Annotated in this window: 14 protein-coding genes and 2 pseudogenes; 15 read left to right on the top strand and 1 reads right to left on the bottom strand. The window is 58.6% G+C overall.

Features of this window, described 5'->3' with window-relative positions:
* The first annotated feature begins 267 nt into the window (after positions 1-267).
* From HHL24_RS40455 to HHL24_RS40395, 15 genes and pseudogenes are all read left to right on the top strand, one after another.
* Positions 268-1,011 (top strand): TetR/AcrR family transcriptional regulator, encoded by a 744-nt coding sequence (locus HHL24_RS40455; RefSeq protein ID WP_169490882.1) that lies wholly within the window; start codon positions 268-270, stop codon positions 1,009-1,011.
* A 455-nt stretch (positions 1,012-1,466) separates the two neighbouring features.
* Positions 1,467-3,012 (top strand): annotated as a pseudogene (locus tag HHL24_RS40450) (MFS transporter).
* Positions 3,013-3,113: 101 nt separating this feature from the next.
* The gene (locus tag HHL24_RS40445) at positions 3,114-4,061 is read left to right on the top strand and encodes a LysR family transcriptional regulator (protein ID WP_329606826.1); all 948 of its coding nucleotides are present in this window, start codon (positions 3,114-3,116) and stop codon (positions 4,059-4,061) included.
* Positions 4,062-4,145: 84 nt separating this feature from the next.
* Complete coding sequence (locus HHL24_RS40440) at positions 4,146-5,327, top strand: acetyl-CoA C-acetyltransferase (RefSeq protein ID WP_169490881.1); 1,182 nt, start codon at positions 4,146-4,148, stop codon at positions 5,325-5,327.
* A gap of 251 nt (positions 5,328-5,578) precedes the next feature.
* Complete coding sequence (locus HHL24_RS45245; RefSeq protein WP_407947555.1) at positions 5,579-5,974, top strand: transposase; 396 nt, start codon at positions 5,579-5,581, stop codon at positions 5,972-5,974.
* Positions 5,971-7,050 carry an IS3 family transposase gene (locus HHL24_RS40435; RefSeq protein ID WP_407947554.1) on the top strand — a complete coding sequence of 360 codons (1,080 nt, stop codon included), beginning with the start codon at positions 5,971-5,973 and terminating at the stop codon, positions 7,048-7,050. Before HHL24_RS45245 ends, HHL24_RS40435 begins: the two co-directional genes overlap by 4 nt.
* 558 nt (positions 7,051-7,608) lie before the next feature.
* On the top strand, positions 7,609-7,905 hold the full coding sequence (locus HHL24_RS45240; protein WP_169490880.1) for a DUF1254 domain-containing protein: 297 nt from the start codon (positions 7,609-7,611) through the stop codon (positions 7,903-7,905).
* Positions 7,906-8,655: 750 nt separating this feature from the next.
* Positions 8,656-10,431, top strand: a complete 1,776-nt coding sequence (locus HHL24_RS40425; RefSeq protein WP_169490879.1) for an acyl-CoA dehydrogenase C-terminal domain-containing protein — start codon at positions 8,656-8,658, stop codon at positions 10,429-10,431.
* Positions 10,432-10,569: 138 nt separating this feature from the next.
* Complete coding sequence (locus HHL24_RS40420; protein WP_169490878.1) at positions 10,570-11,655, top strand: IS630 family transposase; 1,086 nt, start codon at positions 10,570-10,572, stop codon at positions 11,653-11,655.
* 5 nt (positions 11,656-11,660) lie between these two features.
* Positions 11,661-11,900, top strand: a complete 240-nt coding sequence (locus HHL24_RS40415; RefSeq protein ID WP_169490877.1) for a DUF6429 family protein — start codon at positions 11,661-11,663, stop codon at positions 11,898-11,900.
* Between the two features lie 929 nt (positions 11,901-12,829).
* Positions 12,830-13,420, top strand: a complete 591-nt coding sequence (locus tag HHL24_RS40410) for a TetR/AcrR family transcriptional regulator (protein ID WP_169490876.1) — start codon at positions 12,830-12,832, stop codon at positions 13,418-13,420.
* Positions 13,421-13,485: 65 nt separating this feature from the next.
* Positions 13,486-14,172 (top strand): type 1 glutamine amidotransferase domain-containing protein, encoded by a 687-nt coding sequence (locus tag HHL24_RS40405; protein WP_169490875.1) that lies wholly within the window; start codon positions 13,486-13,488, stop codon positions 14,170-14,172.
* Between the two features lie 51 nt (positions 14,173-14,223).
* Positions 14,224-14,571 carry an alcohol dehydrogenase catalytic domain-containing protein gene (locus tag HHL24_RS44405; RefSeq protein ID WP_230417785.1) on the top strand — a complete coding sequence of 116 codons (348 nt, stop codon included), beginning with the start codon at positions 14,224-14,226 and terminating at the stop codon, positions 14,569-14,571.
* Positions 14,540-15,202 (top strand): zinc-binding dehydrogenase, encoded by a 663-nt coding sequence (locus HHL24_RS40400; RefSeq protein ID WP_329606825.1) that lies wholly within the window; start codon positions 14,540-14,542, stop codon positions 15,200-15,202. Before HHL24_RS44405 ends, HHL24_RS40400 begins: the two co-directional genes overlap by 32 nt.
* Positions 15,203-15,285: 83 nt before the next feature.
* Positions 15,286-15,447, top strand: a pseudogene (locus HHL24_RS40395) (glutathione S-transferase); the annotation flags it as partial.
* Positions 15,448-15,532: 85 nt separating this feature from the next.
* Here the strand turns inward: HHL24_RS40395 and HHL24_RS40390 are convergent.
* On the bottom strand, positions 15,533-15,745 hold a 213-nt coding region (locus HHL24_RS40390), incomplete at its 5' end, for an ATP-binding protein (protein WP_169486729.1).

Below are 15,745 nucleotides of genomic sequence, written 5' to 3'. Positions count from 1 at the left end.
CTCGAATTTGATCACTGTCAAGATTGTTTTTTTGCGCCTGGGCATGTATCGTTGGAAATGCCTCGTTAGGCGGAGGTGCTGGACAGGTCAGGTGACGCGGGCCGAAGCGGTGGCGTGAGACGCTCGCAGTAAGGCTCACGCGTTCGAATAGAATGTGGTCGCTTAGCGACCGACCGCTATATTCCTTGGCGGGCCATCGGCGTTTGTTCAGGCGTGGCTCGGACCCGAGCCACGCGGCTAAATTTTCTTGAGAAACCGGTTCAAAATATGACCTCCAAGCGTGCCACTGCAGATGCCGACGACCAGACGGCCCAAGGCCTTTCTGGAAAAGCCAGCGGTTCGCGCAAGCCTAAAGCGGCCTACCATCACGGCAACCTGAGGCCAGCGTTAATTGAGGGCGCGCTTGAACTGCTGGAGGAACACGGGGCGGCGGAACTGAGCCTGCGCTTGCTCGCCCGTCAACTGGGCGTGTCGCAGGCCGCTCCCTACCATCACTTCGCGGACAAGAACGCGTTGCTGGCGGCGCTTGCCGCCGAGGGGTTCCGACGGGCGGGCGCGGTTCTGCGGACGACTCCGATAAAACATCACTCGCTCGAAAGGCGCGTCCGTGGTTTGTCTGCCGGGTACGTCCGGTTTGCGAGAGAGACGCCAAACCTGTTTCGCCTTATGTACGGTACCCAGGTTCAGCGCAAAGAGGATTATCCGGAGCTTGTTGATGCTTCCACCGAGGCTTTCGAGGCCCTGGCTGCACGGGTAGAAGAGATGATCGCCGATTACGACATTCGGCATGTTGATGCAAAAGAGGCTACCGCGACGCTACTGGCACTTAACCATGGGCTTGCGAATCTGATTGTCGACCAGCGTACCTCGCCGGTCCTGGCAGAGGTAATCGGCCGTGACCGTCGGCTTATCGAGCAGGCTGCACGGTTATTTGTGACCGGGTTCCGGCCTATCGCTGACGATCAGGATGAGAGCGCTGGGGCGGCGCGCCACGCGGGAGAACATTGCTAGCCTGCGCCGAGCCGGCCCATCGACCAGGTGGCCGGAGTAATTCTGATGATGTCCGGAATGGCAAGAGGCTGGCAGGAACACCAAAGGTGCGCGAAGGCCACATCCATCGAACGGCGGCGAAACGTCGAACCCGAATGATTGCGCGTGTCTAGGTTTCAGCGCTGCCTGAGCGGCACTGTGTTCCCATGTCCGGACGGATCACCTGGCGGCCGAAAGAGTTGGCAGTATGCGCCGCTCCGGTGCTGTTAGAAAAGTCGTAGACCGTCTCTCGAAGGTTTTCGGGTCTTCCTATCCTCGACCGATGAGCGTGAACGGTTTGCAGGTTGGTCTGGGTGGACGATTTTCGCCAGCGAGTGACAAACGCCATACGGCGACTTTTTCAACAGTATTCTCTAGCAACAGGCAAGTACTTTTAAGACTCTTCATCGCTCGGATCTATTCGCGCGAAGTAAACCATGACGACCTCGCTCGCGACCAAACCCGTTTCCTTGCCCGAGAATACGCTACCGCTTGTGCTTGCGCTTGTGACAGGTCTTGACTACTTCGATAACTCCATTTTCTCGTTCTTCGTAAGCTATATTGCAGGCGGCATAAACGCCTCCCCCGACGAGCTGGTGTGGTCGTCCAGTTGCTACGCCGTCGGGGCAGTGCTTGGGGTGGTCCAGCAACAGTGGTGGATTGACCGGTTAGGTAACCGATATTACATATCAGGCTGCATGCTGCTATACGGGGTTGGTGCCGTAGCGTGCGCTTTTTGTGAGACGTCATTCCAGCTAACCTTGGCGCGCGGGTTCCAGGGTTACTTCATCGGGCCGATGATGGGTGCGTGCCGGATCCTCATTCAGGACAACTTCGGATCGCAGCAACGCGCCGGGGCGATCAGGTTATTCCTCGCATCTATCGTCGTGAGCAGCGCGCTGGCGCCGCTTGTCGGCGGTTTCCTTGTGTCGCATCTGGACTGGCGCGCACTGTTCGTATACACCGCGCCGTTCGCGGCGGCGTTCGCCGCCCTTGCGGCGTTTAGCGTGCCCGCCTCGGCGGAAGGTGCCTCAGGCAGAACGCGGAAGTGCGCATTTTGCTCCTTACCTGGCTTTTGCTTTTGCTCAGGCCGCGCTGCAAATTGTCATGCAGCGCGTACGATTTGAGCTCTTTACAGCGTCGCCGTTGCTTGTAATTCTGTGCATATCAGGGCTTGCGGCCTTGGCGTGGTTTGCGTATCACCAGTGGAATCATCCGACACCGCTCGTGCGGCTGAACGCGCTGAAAGAACGTACCTTCCAGATCGGTCTCGTCCTTTACATGTTTTACTACTATGAGTCGACCGGGCTTAGCTATCTCGTTTCGCGGTTCTTGGAAGGGGGGCTTGGATATCCCGTTGAGAACGCAGGGCGGCTCGTGGGCCTGACGTCGCTGTTATCCTCGTGTGCTCTGTTCGCCTATTTTCGCTATTCGAGGTTGATAACGCGGAAGAAGTGGCTTGTGGTTTGCGGATTCACCATTGCCGCAGTGCTCTCCTGGCTGATGACGAGGATGTCGCCAGACGTCAGCCAGGACGCATTGTTGTTGCCTTTGTTGTTGCGCGGTCTGCTGCTGCTCTTCATCGTTCTTCCAGTGGCAAACCTGACGTTTCGCATCTTTCAGATCGAAGAGTTTTCGCACGGATATCGTTTGAAGAACATAGTGCGGCAGCTGACGATATCGTTCGCGACTGCATCGGTCATCATCGTCGAGCAGCACCGGCAGGCAGTTCATCAATCGCGACTTTCAGAATGGGTCAACCCATACAACCCTAACTATGCGGCTACTGCGCAAGTCCTCGCTTCACGGTTTATATCCAGCGGTCAGTCACCGGGGCAGGCGCACTTGGCTGCACTAGCGAGCGTCCAGCGGATCGTCACCCAACAGGCGAGTTTTCTCACCGCACTCGACGGGTTCAGATTCATGATGATTGTGGCCATTTGCGCCGGCGTTTTCGCAGTCTGGCAAAGGCATATCGACTGATTGCTAGTCTGCAGGCAACGTCGACAGAATGGCCGAAACTTCGAGCTTATTGCGCAATTATTTCTTAGCCTGGCGACGCACACAAAATAAGGTAAAACACCGTGAATACACTTCAAAACATGAGAATATTTGCCCGTGTCGCCGAAGCTGGGAGCTTTACCGAGGCCGCGCGGCATCTCGACACGACGACCGGTGCCGTTTCTCGCGCAGTCGCTGATCTAGAGATCCACTTGCGTACCCGCCTGCTAAATCGGACCACCCGCCGGACTGCCTTAACAGAAGCAGGCGATCGCTACCTTCGTCATTGTGAACATATTCTCGGGTATATAGATCAGGCAGAGGCCGAAGCGGCCGGCGCACACGTTCGTCCGGCAGGTCAACTGCGCGTGCACGCCACGTCTGGGTTCGGACAGTACTATGTTGCGCCTGCTGTCGTGCAGTATCAGCAACGCTTTCCATCCGTTTCCGTGGATTTAACCTTGTCGCAGCACCTGCCCGACCTTCTTGATGACGGCTATGACGTAAGCCTGCAGCTAGCGGTTGGTGATCTGCCCGATTCAGGATTGGTTAGTCAAAGACTTGGCGAATCAAGCAGCATTCTTTGCGCGGCGCCCACTTATCTGCAAAAGCGGGGCACGCCACGCATCATAGCGGACCTTTCGAATCATGTATGCCTTCAAATTGCGACGCCATTTTTTCCGCTAGGGCGTTGGCAGTTCGAGGGCCCCAGTGGCTCAGAGACGTTTGCATTGCCTACTGCGCCGTTCCACGTGAACGTCGCAGACGCCCTCGCCGCTGCGCTCAGGGCGGGGATAGGTATTGGCGCCTTACCGATATCCACCGCACTGCCGTCGCTCAGCAACGGCTCGCTCGTACCAGTATTGCATGACTATTCCCTGCAGAGGATGACGATCTATGCGCTCTACGCGTCGCGTCATTATGTCGATGCAAAGATTAGGACGTGGATTGATTTCTTGCAGGAGCATATCCCGGTCATGCTGCAGGCAGATCTGAATGCCTTGAGCGCGTTGCAAGAGAAACAACTTTAAGCCGTCGGTTTGCGTTCAGACCCAACAGCGCTCTGCACAGCAGATCGCCGCCTATCTTTTTCTTTGTTTGCACAGGACTACCCCATGAGTGAAGTAGTGATTGTTTCCGCCGCGCGCACCGGTGTCGGGAAGTTTGGCGGTTCGCTTGCGAAAGTTGCAGCGCCGCAATTGGGCGCAACGGTGATCCGCGCGGTGCTTGAACGTGCAGGCGTGAAGCCCGACCACGTCAGCGAAGTCATTATGGGGCAGGTACTGACAGCAGGCAGCGGGCAAAATCCGGCGCGCCAGTCTCTGATGGCGGCGGGGTTTTCCGAGGAGGTGCCTGGCGTGACGATCAACAAGGTGTGCGGCTCGGGGTTGAAGGCTGTCATGCTCGCGGCAAACGCGATTATCGCGGGTGAGGCCGACATCGTTGTGTCTGGTGGTCAGGAAAACATGAGCGCCGCTCCGCACGTGCTGCCGGGCTCGCGCGACGGCTTCCGCATGGGCGACGCGAAGCTTGCCGACTCAATGATAGTCGACGGCTTGTGGGACGTGTATAACCAGCATCACATGGGCGTGACGGCGGAGAATGTCGCTTGCGAGTTCGATATCACGCGCGAGCGGCAGGACGCGTTCGCGGCGCTCTCGCAGAACAAGGCGGAAGCCGCGCAGAAAGCAGGACGTTTCGACGACGAAATCGTGCCGGTCGAGATTCCGCAACGCAAAGGCGAACCGCAGCGCTTCGCTACAGACGAATTCGTGCGCCATGGTGTGACCGCTGAATCGCTCGCCGGTCTGAGGCCAGCCTTCGCCAAGGAAGGAACGGTGACGGCCGCGAACGCGTCGGCCCTAAACGATGGCGCGGCCGCAGTGCTCGTTATGTCGCTGAAGAAAGCGGAAGCGCTCGGGCTGACACCGCTCGCACGCATCAAGGCATACGCGAACGCCGGCGTCGATCCGAAGGTGATGGGCATAGGCCCGGTTCCTGCCTCGCGTCGTTGTCTGGAACGCGCGGGCTGGGACGCGAGCGACCTCGATCTGCTTGAGATCAATGAGGCGTTCGCTGCTCAGGCGCTGGCCGTGCACAAGCTCATGGGTTGGGATACATCCAAGGTCAACGTTAACGGCGGGGCAATCGCGCTTGGCCACCCTATCGGTGCATCGGGTTGTCGAATTCTCGTCACGCTGTTGCACGAGATGCGAAGGTGTGACGCGAAGAAGGGCCTTACGTCGTTGTGCGTCGGGGGCGGGATGGGGGTCGCGTTGGCAGCGGAACGGTTCTAATCCCAAAGCAGCAGTGCACGGCACGATGGAGCTCAACCGACTTGTCGAGATACGCGTATGTCTGAACTTTGTTCACTCAACTTCCCCCTGCGTCACAATAGATGTCGCCTCTGAATTTTCTTGATTTAGAGAGATCAGAGGTGCAAGTTGAAGGTGAAACAAACGTATTCTGTCGAGTTTAAAGAGCGGGCGCTATTGAAGGTCTTTCACCGCGGAAGTCGCACCATCGGACCGTGGCCGATGAATTGAACATGAACGTAATGACCTTGAAGAACTGGATGAAAGGTGCCGCTGCGTCGACCCGGGGCGATGGATCCGGACACGCAAAACGTCCGGAAGACTGGTCGTTGGAAGAGCGCCTGCTGGCCTTGCAGCAGAGCCATGGGCTGGTCGACGAGGCCCTGAACGCGTGGTGTCGTGAACGGGGCTTGTTTGTCCATCATCTCGAGCAATGGCGCGCGGACTTCTGCGCCGCCGGCGGGACAGGAAGCCGGCGCGAGAGCGCCCAGGAAGTCCGTGAACTGAAGCACACCAATATGCAACTGCAGCGCGAATTGAACCGCAATGAGAAAGCGCTGGCTGAAGCCGCAGCGCTGCTGGTGCTGCAAAAAAAGTATCGTGCGCTGTTCGGGGACGAGGCCGAATGACGGCCCTCGAAGAGCGCAAGACATTGATTGGTTTGATCAGCGAGGCGACCATGGGCGGTGCTCGCCAGGCACGCGCGTGTGAGGTGCTGGGGCTGAGCGCACGGACGGTACAGCGCTGGCAGGGCGCAGAGCCTGACGCGGTGGATGGGCGCTCGTTACGCTGCTTTGAGCCACCTCACAAGCTGAGCGCTGCCGAACGTGCCGAATTGCTGGCTGTCGCGAACTCAGCCGAATTCGGTCATCTGCCGCCGAGCCAGATCGTTCCACGCCTGGCTGACCAGCAACGCTACATCGCCTCGGAATCGACCTTCTACAGGGTACTGCGCGAGGAGAAGCAACTCGCACACCGGCGCAGTGAACGCCCGACGACCGTGCGCAGCAAGCCACGCGCGATCTGTGCCGACGCGCCGAACCAGCTCTACAGCTGGGATATCACTTACCTGCCGGCGGCGGTTCGTGGGCAGTATTTCTATCTGTATCTGTTTATGGACGTGTTTAGCCGCATGATCGTCGGCTGGCAGGTCTATGCCGAAGAGAGCAGCGCCCAGGCCAGCGAGGTACTCAAGGATCTCTGTGCGCGTGAAGCAATACCGCCCAACCAGGTCATTCTGCATTCCGATAACGGTGGTCCGATGAAGGGTGCCAAGATGCTGGCCACCTTGCAGGCGCTGGGCGTTATGCCGTCATTGAGTCGTCCGGGCGTGAGCAACGACAATCCCTATTCGGAATCGCTGTTCAAAACGCTGAAGTACCGGCCCGCTTATCCGCTGGAGGCGTTCGATACCCTGTTCGCCGCGCGGACCTGGGTTGCCGGGTTGGTGCGCTGGTACAACCACGAACATCGTCACAGCGCGATCCGGTTCGTGACGCCAGCCCTGCGTCATGCCAATCTCGATCAGGACATCCTGGATCGACGTGCAGCACTCTACGAGACTGCGCGGCAGCGTAATCCGCTGCGCTGGAAAGGCCCCACCCGCAACTGGAAGCGCATACATGCCGTGCATCTGAATCCGGATCGGACCGACGACGATGGCGTCATTCCACAATCCCGCTACCAGGAGCGAAAAGCCGCCTGAAATTTAATTGTCGAGGCGACAACTACTTTGACAACGGCCGACTTTGAACTCGCCATGGTTTGCGTGCATCCTTGGACCGCCAGCGTCGAGCGGTACGGCGGGGTGTGGGCGGGCGATGTTGAGCGCGCAGAGCAACCGCGAGCCTCATTGGACTGCGCGGCGAGCTCGTGGAGCAGCAGGAGGGCCGTCTGGCTCGGTTTAACTATTTCTTTTTGTTTGCGAAAAAAGACGATAACCGAACACGTACTCGGCGCCGGTACGTCAACCGATGATGAAATCGTTACGAGAAAAACTTGTTCGCGCGGGCAATCATGACATCGGGCATTGACGCTGCACCGAGCGGCGGCAGATTTTCATGTGCATCAGGTGGTTAGTAATGCAGGCCAACTGAAAACCATTGATGCAACGCATAGTCTGAAATTCCTAAGCCTTTCGACGATTCCCGAGCTTCTTGCGGCATGCAGAAGACGCCTTGATAAAGCGGGACTGAATAATTAGTTGGATGAGATGCGTCCTTAACGCATGACTTTTAACCGGTCCGCGGCGCGAGTGTAGACAATGGTCAGCCGAAGACGATCTTGGATCGTAGGGCCCGCCTGGCAAGGCACTGCACCTGCTGGGGTCATCGTATTGCATTCTGCTACCAATGCAGTTTGGGCTTTGGCTCGTACTTACGTCGCCGGCGCGAGCGCCGGTCCACGACCAGCTACAAATCACGCTGCCGTCCGGCACGAGTCCGGTGTCTTGGGATGCAGTCGACAAGCAAACACCGACTTCGGGGGCCGACTGGCCATCTTATTTCAGTTACGTGAACAAATCTGCCAAGCGTCGTGCAGGTGCGATGACCACGCTTAAGCATCATCGTTTTTGAACTTCAATGCTTGTGACGTTCGTCGCCATGGAGTCAAATCGCGAGAAATGCGTGCTTGAGGCCACGGACCGGCCTCGCCGCCTGCGGCATTCAGTAGCCACTGATGCTGCTCCACGACGGGTGGTGCCTATCACACTTTTCGAATTCCATCGTTGCGCGTGAGCCAAGCCGTCCAATTTGAACAATTATCCACTGCGGTGCTACAAGCCGCGGCGGCTCACCGCAACTCTCCTCGTCCGGTCACGCAGATTGAATGCGCTGAATTCGTCTGCTTGCCAGAAAGTGCCCATCGACGGGCTCTCATGCGAGCGGATGCGCCGTGACTCTCACTTGTCGCCGCCGACACCTTCATGCCGACAAGCGCGAGAGACGAGTAGGAGGGTGCCCCCGCACGGTTTTTCAACCGACATGGAGGGGGTCGCCGCGGTTGCAAAGTCGCATCAACCGGAGATGAGCAGAATTGGTGACCGGCGTTGACCTTTTCAATCTTGACAGAGATTAGATTGGTTCAATATAATCAGTGTTAAGTTTGGTGGCAGAATTTCCAGAGCTTTCATGTCAGCACCGCGCAACGGTCGTGATAAGGATGCGTCGCCGCGTAAGGAAGCGCGGGCGTTGATCGCTGCGCCGCCGGAGTCAGCGCGTACAAATGGCGTCTCTGGAGCCGGATCCTGCCCCGCTTCACCGGTCGGCTGTCCTCCTGGACCGCCGCAACACATCTGAGGCTAATGTCGATGCCAACCTACACTGCGCCATTGCGCGAATACGCGTTTTTGCTTGAGCACGTCCTTGACTATTCGGGGGCGGTCGCCAGCCTCCCAGGATACGAGGATGCAACGCCTGTGCTAGTCGATGCAGTGCTGAACGAAGGAGCGCGCCTGGCAGAGAAAGAACTGGCCCCCTTGAACCGCAGTGGAGACGAAGAGGCCTGTGTATGGGAGAACGGTCAGGTTCGAACTCCCAAGGGCTTTAAGGGTGCTTACGCTCTCTATCGCGACAGTGGGTGGCCGGCGCTGACGGCGTCGCAAAAGTACGGCGGGCAGGGGCTGCCACACGTCGTCGGCTTGATTTTGCGAGAGATGGTCTGCGCGGCCAATATGGCTTTTGGGACCTATGCCGGTTTGAGCCAGGGCGCCATCAACGCAATTACCGCCCACGGATCCGAGGATCTAAAGCAACGGTTCCTTCCGCCTTTGATTGACGGGCGTTGGACAGGCACGATGTGCTTGACGGAGCCCCATTGCGGTTCGGACCTTGGCCTCCTGAAGACCCGTGCGGAGCCCGCGGGTGATGGCAGCTACCGCGTGACCGGAACAAAAATATTTGTAACGGGCGGTGAGCACGATCTGTCGGAAAATATTGTGCATCTGGTTTTGGCCCGGCTTCCGGACGCTCCGGCGGGCATCAAGGGCATCTCTCTTTTTGCAGTGCCAAAATCGCTGCAGGCGCAGGATAAAACCTGGTCGGTGCGAAATCTGGTGGAATGCAGCGGCATCGAACACAAAATGGGAATCCGTGCATCAGCAACGGCGAGTCTGGTTTTCGACGGCGCGACAGGTTGGCTCATCGGAGAGCCTAACCGCGGTATGAAGGCGATGTTCACGATGATGAACACGGCCAGGCTTGGTGTCTCCGTCCAGGCCGTGGCGTTGGCCGAGGCGGCATTGCAATGTGCCCGAACGTATGCGCTGGAGAGGCGGCAGGGACGTGGCATGGGCGCGGCGGCCGTGGCGTCGCCGGTGCCAATTATTTCCCACGCTGACGTGCGCCGCAATCTGCTTGTTGGTAAGTCGTTCGTGGACGGTGCTCGTGCACTATGGTTGTGGGCCGGCATTCAGCTAGATCGCCAGCACAAACATCCTGACCTAGCGGTCAGGTCGGAATGCGAGGACTTTCTCGCACTGCTGACGCCGGTTCTTAAGGCTTTCTTCAGTGATCGTTCCTTCCAGGCGACAAATGCGGCGGTTCAGGTGTTCGGAGGTCACGGTTACATCCGCGAAACCGGAGTCGAGCAGTTCGTGCGGGATGGCCGGATCATTCCGCTCTACGAAGGAACGAACGGAATCCAGGCGCTCGATCTAGTCAGCCGCAAAATCACGTTGAACGAGGGCCGCACGGTCGCCAGCTTCTTCGCGCTAGTGAAGGAAGAGATTTCTGGCATGTCGGAGCTGCGTCCAGAATTTGCCCGCGAACTGCAGACATCCCTTGAGAACCTGCGATCGGCAACAGATTTCATAAGGGCGGGCGCTGAGGCAGACCCACACCTGAATGGCGCAGCGGGCCACGACTATCTACAGCTGTTCGGACTGGTCGCAATGGGATTCGCTTGGGCGAAAATCGTGCGTGCGGCGCTCTCCCTCGGTGAAGGTGGCGATCAGAAACTGGCGAGCGAAAAGCTGAAGGTCGCTAATTTCTTCTTTACGCGAGTCTTGCCCGAGGCCGAGCATTTTTCCCGCACGGTTAAAACGGGATCTGGGCCTCTCATGGCGTTCGTGGAAGACGAGTTCTGAAATCAGTGGGCTCCCGTCGGGGCGTCCGCTCGAGGCGTTAATTCGCTCCCACGCTAGTGTCCTGAGTTAAAAATTCATTGAATGATGCCAATCACGTACTAAAGTGTTCTGTGTAGCACTTGATACGCGGAGGCAACGATGAGTGGACGGCCCAAAGGGGAGCTCGTGCTAAGCGAATCGGAACGCGAGCAACTGAAGGCGCTGACGATGAGGCGCAAGACAGCGCAGGCGTTGGCGTCGCGAGCGCGCATCGTGCTGGCCTGTGCCCAAGGGATGGACAACAAGACGGTTGCGGCGAAACTGCAGGTTACGCAGCAAACCGTTTCGAAATGGCGCGCGCGATTTGTCGCAGACCGTCTGGACGGACTGCTTGACGCGCCACGCCCCGGGGCACCCAGGACGATCGATGATGTGCGTGTCGACGCGGTTATCGCGAAGACACTCGAGTCCGTGCCGACGGGGGCAACCCACTGGAGCACACGCACGATGGCTCGGGAAATGAATCTGTCGCAGACGGCGGTCACGCGGATCTGGCGCGCCTTCGGACTGCAACCGCATCGACAGGAAACATTCAAGCTCTCCAGCGATCCGCTGTTCGTCGACAAGGTGCGTGATATCGTCGGACTGTACCTGGACCCTCCGCTCAAGGCGATGGTGTTGTGCGTGGACGAGAAGAGCCAGATCCAGGCACTGGACCGCACGCAACCGATGTTGCCGCTGGCACCCGGTATCCCCGAGCGACGTACCCACGACTACATGCGCCATGGCACGACTACGCTCTTTGCAGCAGTGGACATCGCCACTGGCGAAGTGATCGGCGAGGTGCATCGGCGCCATCGCAGCAGCGAATTCCTGCGCTTCCTGCGCACCATCGAAGCGAGTGTGCCGCCCCACCTGGATGTGCATCTGGTGATGGATAACTACGGCACGCACAAGACACCCTCGATCAAGGCGTGGTTCGCTCGCCATCCCCGCTTCCAGGTTCACTTCACGCCCACCTCGGCGTCATGGCTCAATCAGGTCGAACGCTGGTTCGCCGCGCTCACTGAAAAGTACCTCCGACGCGGCACGCATCGTTCAACACGCCAGCTCGAAGATGCAATCCGGCATTATCTGGACGTCTATAACGCCAATCCCCGGCCGCTCATCTGGAGCAAGTCGGCCGATGAGATCCTGGCCAGCCTCGAGCGGTTTTGTATGCGCGTTCAGAAGGTCGCGGGATGAGTGCCATGAACATCAATACCGACGCAATCGACGAAGTCGCCCTGGCGCTTCTCCACCTGACCCTGCACGATCATTGCCGCGCGTGGAAAGGCTTCGACTGGGATGTGCTGAATCGCCTCTACGAAAAGGGCTTTATCTGCGACCCGGTCAACAAGACGAAGTCGGTGGTCTTTACCGAGGAAGGGTTACGTGAATCGGAGAGGCTTTTCAAACAGCATTTCGTCCTCCCGGAACGGGGCGGATAATAATGCAACGAATTTATAACTCACGACACTAGCTGTGGGTCCTCTCTATCAATGAGATATCTTCCCTGTACGTGTGCGGAGAAGCGGCGAGACTTTAACTATCATCTGGGCAGACGCTTGATCGTCTGGCAACCATTCGGCGAGCTACTGGAGCCTTCAAACTGGCTGTTGGTAGTGTAGCCGCGATAGCGGGACAACTTGTGTAGCGGCCATCAACTGGTTGCTGGCGAGCAGTTCGCAAGAAGCTCAAGCGTCAGACGATGCCGATCATTTTGGCGAAAGGGTGGTGCCGCAAAAGCAGACCACGGCGGCCCTTCTTCAACATCCAAGTGCATCGTCTAAATTGATTGGCCTTGGTGCTGACTTGAAGTATTGAACATGTCATGGGAAAAAGTAGTGCTGTTGAAAGGGGAAATAAATCCGCGGGACAATAAACTGCCACCACCTGGACATGATTGCCTCACATGCTCAGCACTCTGATGAGTAGCGGAAAAACGCGGACATGCCGACGAACATTTTGTCGAAAATTTCTGGGATTCGTCGCCCAAGGCGATTAGGAGGGCATGAGCCTGCACTTGGCCGTCCTGTATAAACAGAGATTAGGCTGACGTCTCCTGCGGGGAGGGTGTTGATGCCGGTGCGGTGAAATCTGTGTGGGACGAGTACGAATGGACCCGCACACGGATCAACGGCCAGTACCGGTTGGCCGTCACTGAGGTTTAGCAAAGAGCGGGGCGCATGCAGGCACCGGGTACTTCATGGAGTGATGTCGACTTCGCAAGTTTGCACCGGCGTCACGGGGTCTAGCGTAGGGACGGCATGCCCTGATGCTTGCCCGCAAGGTTGTGCCGATCGATCAATTACTCCGCTAACCATACATGACAAGTCTAATTAGACGACTGGTCTAATTATCTAATAATGCGACGACTATGGGAGCTAGCCATCCCCACATTCGCCGGCACATCCTCGACGCCGGGCGCACGTTAATCGCGCGTAAAGGCTTTGTCGCGGTCGGCCTGAATGAGATCCTGAGCACCGCCGAGATTCCCAAAGGTTCGTTCTATCACTACTTCGGCTCAAAGGAAGCGCTCGGCAGCGAGTTGCTACAACAGTACATCGCCGACTACAACGCGCGGCTCACCGAGCTGTTCAGTCAGCCCGGCCTGAGCGGTCGCGACAAGCTGCTGGGTTACTGGGCCGAGTGGCAGCATGAGCAACTCGACCAGCATGGCGACGAAAAATGTTTGGTGGTGAAACTGAGCGCGGAAGTAGGGGACCTGTCCGATGAGATGCGCGTGGTGTTGCGCGACGGTGTGGACCGGTTGATGGTCCGCCTCGCCGCCGCGATCGAAGAAGGCCAGGCCGACGGCTCGCTCTCTGTCGAGATCCGCGCCAAAGAGGCCACCGAACTCCTCTATCAGATGTGGCTGGGGGCCGCGCTCGTCACCAAGCTTCGCAAAGACGGCAGCGCAATGGCGCAAGCCATGGCCGTCACCCAGAGCGTGCTTCGCGCACCCTGATTTTTCCGCGACCTCCCGCAGCGGCGCCTCATTGGCGCAATCCCTCTTGACCTTGGAGCATACGCATGAAAATCCTGATGGTTTTGACGTCTCACGACCGCCTCGGCGACACGGGCAAGCCGACCGGTTTCTGGCTGGAGGAATTCGCGACCCCGTACTACGCCTGCAAGGACTCCGGCGCCTCGTTGACACTCGCTTCGCCCGCTGGCGGTCAGCCGCCGCTCGACCCCGAGAGCGACGCGCCGGCGGCCCAGACGCCCGCAACGGAACGCTTCCGCGCTGACAAGGAGGCGCAGGCGCAACTGGCGCACTCCACGCCGCTCGCCGACATCACTGAAGCCGATTTCGACGCGGTGTTTTATCCCGGTGGTCACGGCCCATTGTGGGACCTGGCAGAGAGTGCAGATTCGATCGCATTGATCGAGGCCTTCGACCAGGCAGGCAAGCCCATGTCGTTCGTCTGCCACGCACCGGGCGTGCTGCGCCGGGTCAAATCCCAGGACGGAAGTCCTCTCGTCAAAGGCCGCCATGTCACTGGTTTTTCGAACGGCGAAGAGGCTGCGGTGCAACTCACTGATGTCGTGCCGTTCCTGATCGAAGACGAATTCCGGCGGCTCGGCGCCCACTACAGCAAGGGGCCGGATTGGCAAAGCCACGTACTGGTCGACGGATGCCTGGTCACGGGGCAGAACCCCGCTTCGTCCGAAGGTGCGGCCCAGACGCTGTTGAAGCTTCTCGACCCGAAGCACTGACGCCGCGCGAACGTGCAGTCACCCCTCATCGTATGTTCCAGGAGATCTATTTTGCGTAGCGTTATCTATTCGTCTTTCGGTAATCCCGCCGACGTGCTGCATGTCGCTGAACGTCCCACGCCGAATCCCGGCGCGGGTCAGGTACGAATCAAATCAACCTTGTCGCCGATTCATAATCACGACCTGTGGACGATTCGCGGTCAATACGGCTACAAGCCGTCGCTGCCGGCCGTGGGTGGCACGGAAGTCGCCGGTGTGATCGACGCGGTCGGCGAGGGTGTCGAACGCGTCAAAGTCGGCCAGCGGGTGGTGGTGGCGGGCATTCACGAATGCATGGGCCGATTACGTGCTGGCGCCTGCAGCTGCTGTGATCCCTCTGCCGGACGCGGTCAGCGATGAAGTTGGTTGCCAGCTGATTGCCATGCCGTTGAGTGCCGTGATGTTGCTGGAGTATCTGCAGTTGGAGCCCAGACAGTGGTTCATCCAGAACACGGCGAACGGCGCGGTCGGTAAGACGCTGGCGATGTTGGCCAACGCGCGCGGTATCCATGCGGTCAACCTGGTTCGACGCGAAGCCGGTATTGCCGAACTTGCCGAAATCGGGATCGGTAATGCGGTCTCGACCGAAAGCGACGGTTGGAAGAATCGGGTTCGCGAGATCGTTGGCGACGCACCGCTCGTGGCGGGTGTGGACTCGGTGGGCGGCGAGGCGAGCGGCGACGTCTTGGGGTTGCTCGGCGAAAGCGGCACGCTGGTCTCGTTCGGTGCTATGTCCGGCCAACCGATGCGCTTGAACTCCGGCGACGCGATCTTCAAGCAGGCAACCGTCAAGGGCTTCTGGGCCAGCAAGGTTTCCGAGGCCACGTCGGGTGCCGATAAGGCGCGGATGATCGGCGAACTGCTGATACTGGCTGCCTCCGGCGAGTTGAAGCTGCAGGTGGAAGCCGTGTTCGACGTTGAGAATGCGGCGCTGGCGGCAGCGGCGAGTGAGAAAAGTGCGCGCAAGGGCAAGGTGCTGCTGCGCTTCTAGGCTAGCTAGAAGACCATTTATGTTCGCGCGTCGAGACGTTCAGACGCGCGGTTAAAAACGTTCACTATCTGAAGGCCAAGTCGATGATCGAAGTACATCACCGTAATGCGTCCCGATCGCGCCGTATAACTTGGTTGCTGGAAGAACTCCAGCTGGAATACAAGCTGGTTAAATACCAGCGGGATCCGGATACCCATCTTGCTCCGCCGGAATTGACGGCAATTCACCCCTTAGGCAAGACCCCGTGTCACGGATCGGCGTAATCAAGCCGGGGATGATCGGCATAATGAGGCCACTCAGAGTGGCCCCGAAACGCGATTTCGAAGGGGTTCAAGAATGCGGTTTTTTGCCGGATTTGGCAACCGCATTTTCGCCGTTTTCAGGCATCGGTTTGGGCTTGCGGAAGCTCTCGCCCTCGATGACGACGCGATAGGCACCGTGGCGTAGCCGGTCGAGCGTGGCGGCGCCAAGAACCCGGTTGTCGGGGAACGCATCGCCCCATTCGCTGAGGTCTAAATTTGAAGTCAAGATCGAGGCCGCGCG

Source organism: Paraburkholderia polaris (assembly GCF_012927345.1).
GTDB lineage: Bacteria > Pseudomonadota > Gammaproteobacteria > Burkholderiales > Burkholderiaceae > Paraburkholderia > Paraburkholderia polaris.
Note: the sequence above shows the minus strand (reverse complement) of the source record. Positions and strands in the feature narration are given on the sequence as shown.

Bases quoted from the DNA above. Each gene is read 5' to 3' on its own strand.
- HHL24_RS40405 (WP_169490875.1), top strand. From the start codon at position 13,486: ATGAAAATCCTGATGGTTTTGACGTCTCACGACCGCCTCGGCGACACG.
- HHL24_RS40435 (WP_407947554.1), top strand. From the start codon at position 5,971: ATGACGGCCCTCGAAGAGCGCAAGACATTGATTGGTTTGATCAGCGAG.
- HHL24_RS40440 (WP_169490881.1), top strand. From the start codon at position 4,146: ATGAGTGAAGTAGTGATTGTTTCCGCCGCGCGCACCGGTGTCGGGAAG.
- HHL24_RS40410 (WP_169490876.1), top strand. From the start codon at position 12,830: ATGGGAGCTAGCCATCCCCACATTCGCCGGCACATCCTCGACGCCGGG.
- HHL24_RS40455 (WP_169490882.1), top strand. From the start codon at position 268: ATGACCTCCAAGCGTGCCACTGCAGATGCCGACGACCAGACGGCCCAA.
- HHL24_RS40420 (WP_169490878.1), top strand. From the start codon at position 10,570: ATGAGTGGACGGCCCAAAGGGGAGCTCGTGCTAAGCGAATCGGAACGC.
- HHL24_RS40415 (WP_169490877.1), top strand. From the start codon at position 11,661: ATGAACATCAATACCGACGCAATCGACGAAGTCGCCCTGGCGCTTCTC.
- HHL24_RS45240 (WP_169490880.1), top strand. From the start codon at position 7,609: ATGGTCAGCCGAAGACGATCTTGGATCGTAGGGCCCGCCTGGCAAGGC.
- HHL24_RS40425 (WP_169490879.1), top strand. From the start codon at position 8,656: ATGCCAACCTACACTGCGCCATTGCGCGAATACGCGTTTTTGCTTGAG.
- HHL24_RS45245 (WP_407947555.1), top strand. From the start codon at position 5,579: ATGAACGTAATGACCTTGAAGAACTGGATGAAAGGTGCCGCTGCGTCG.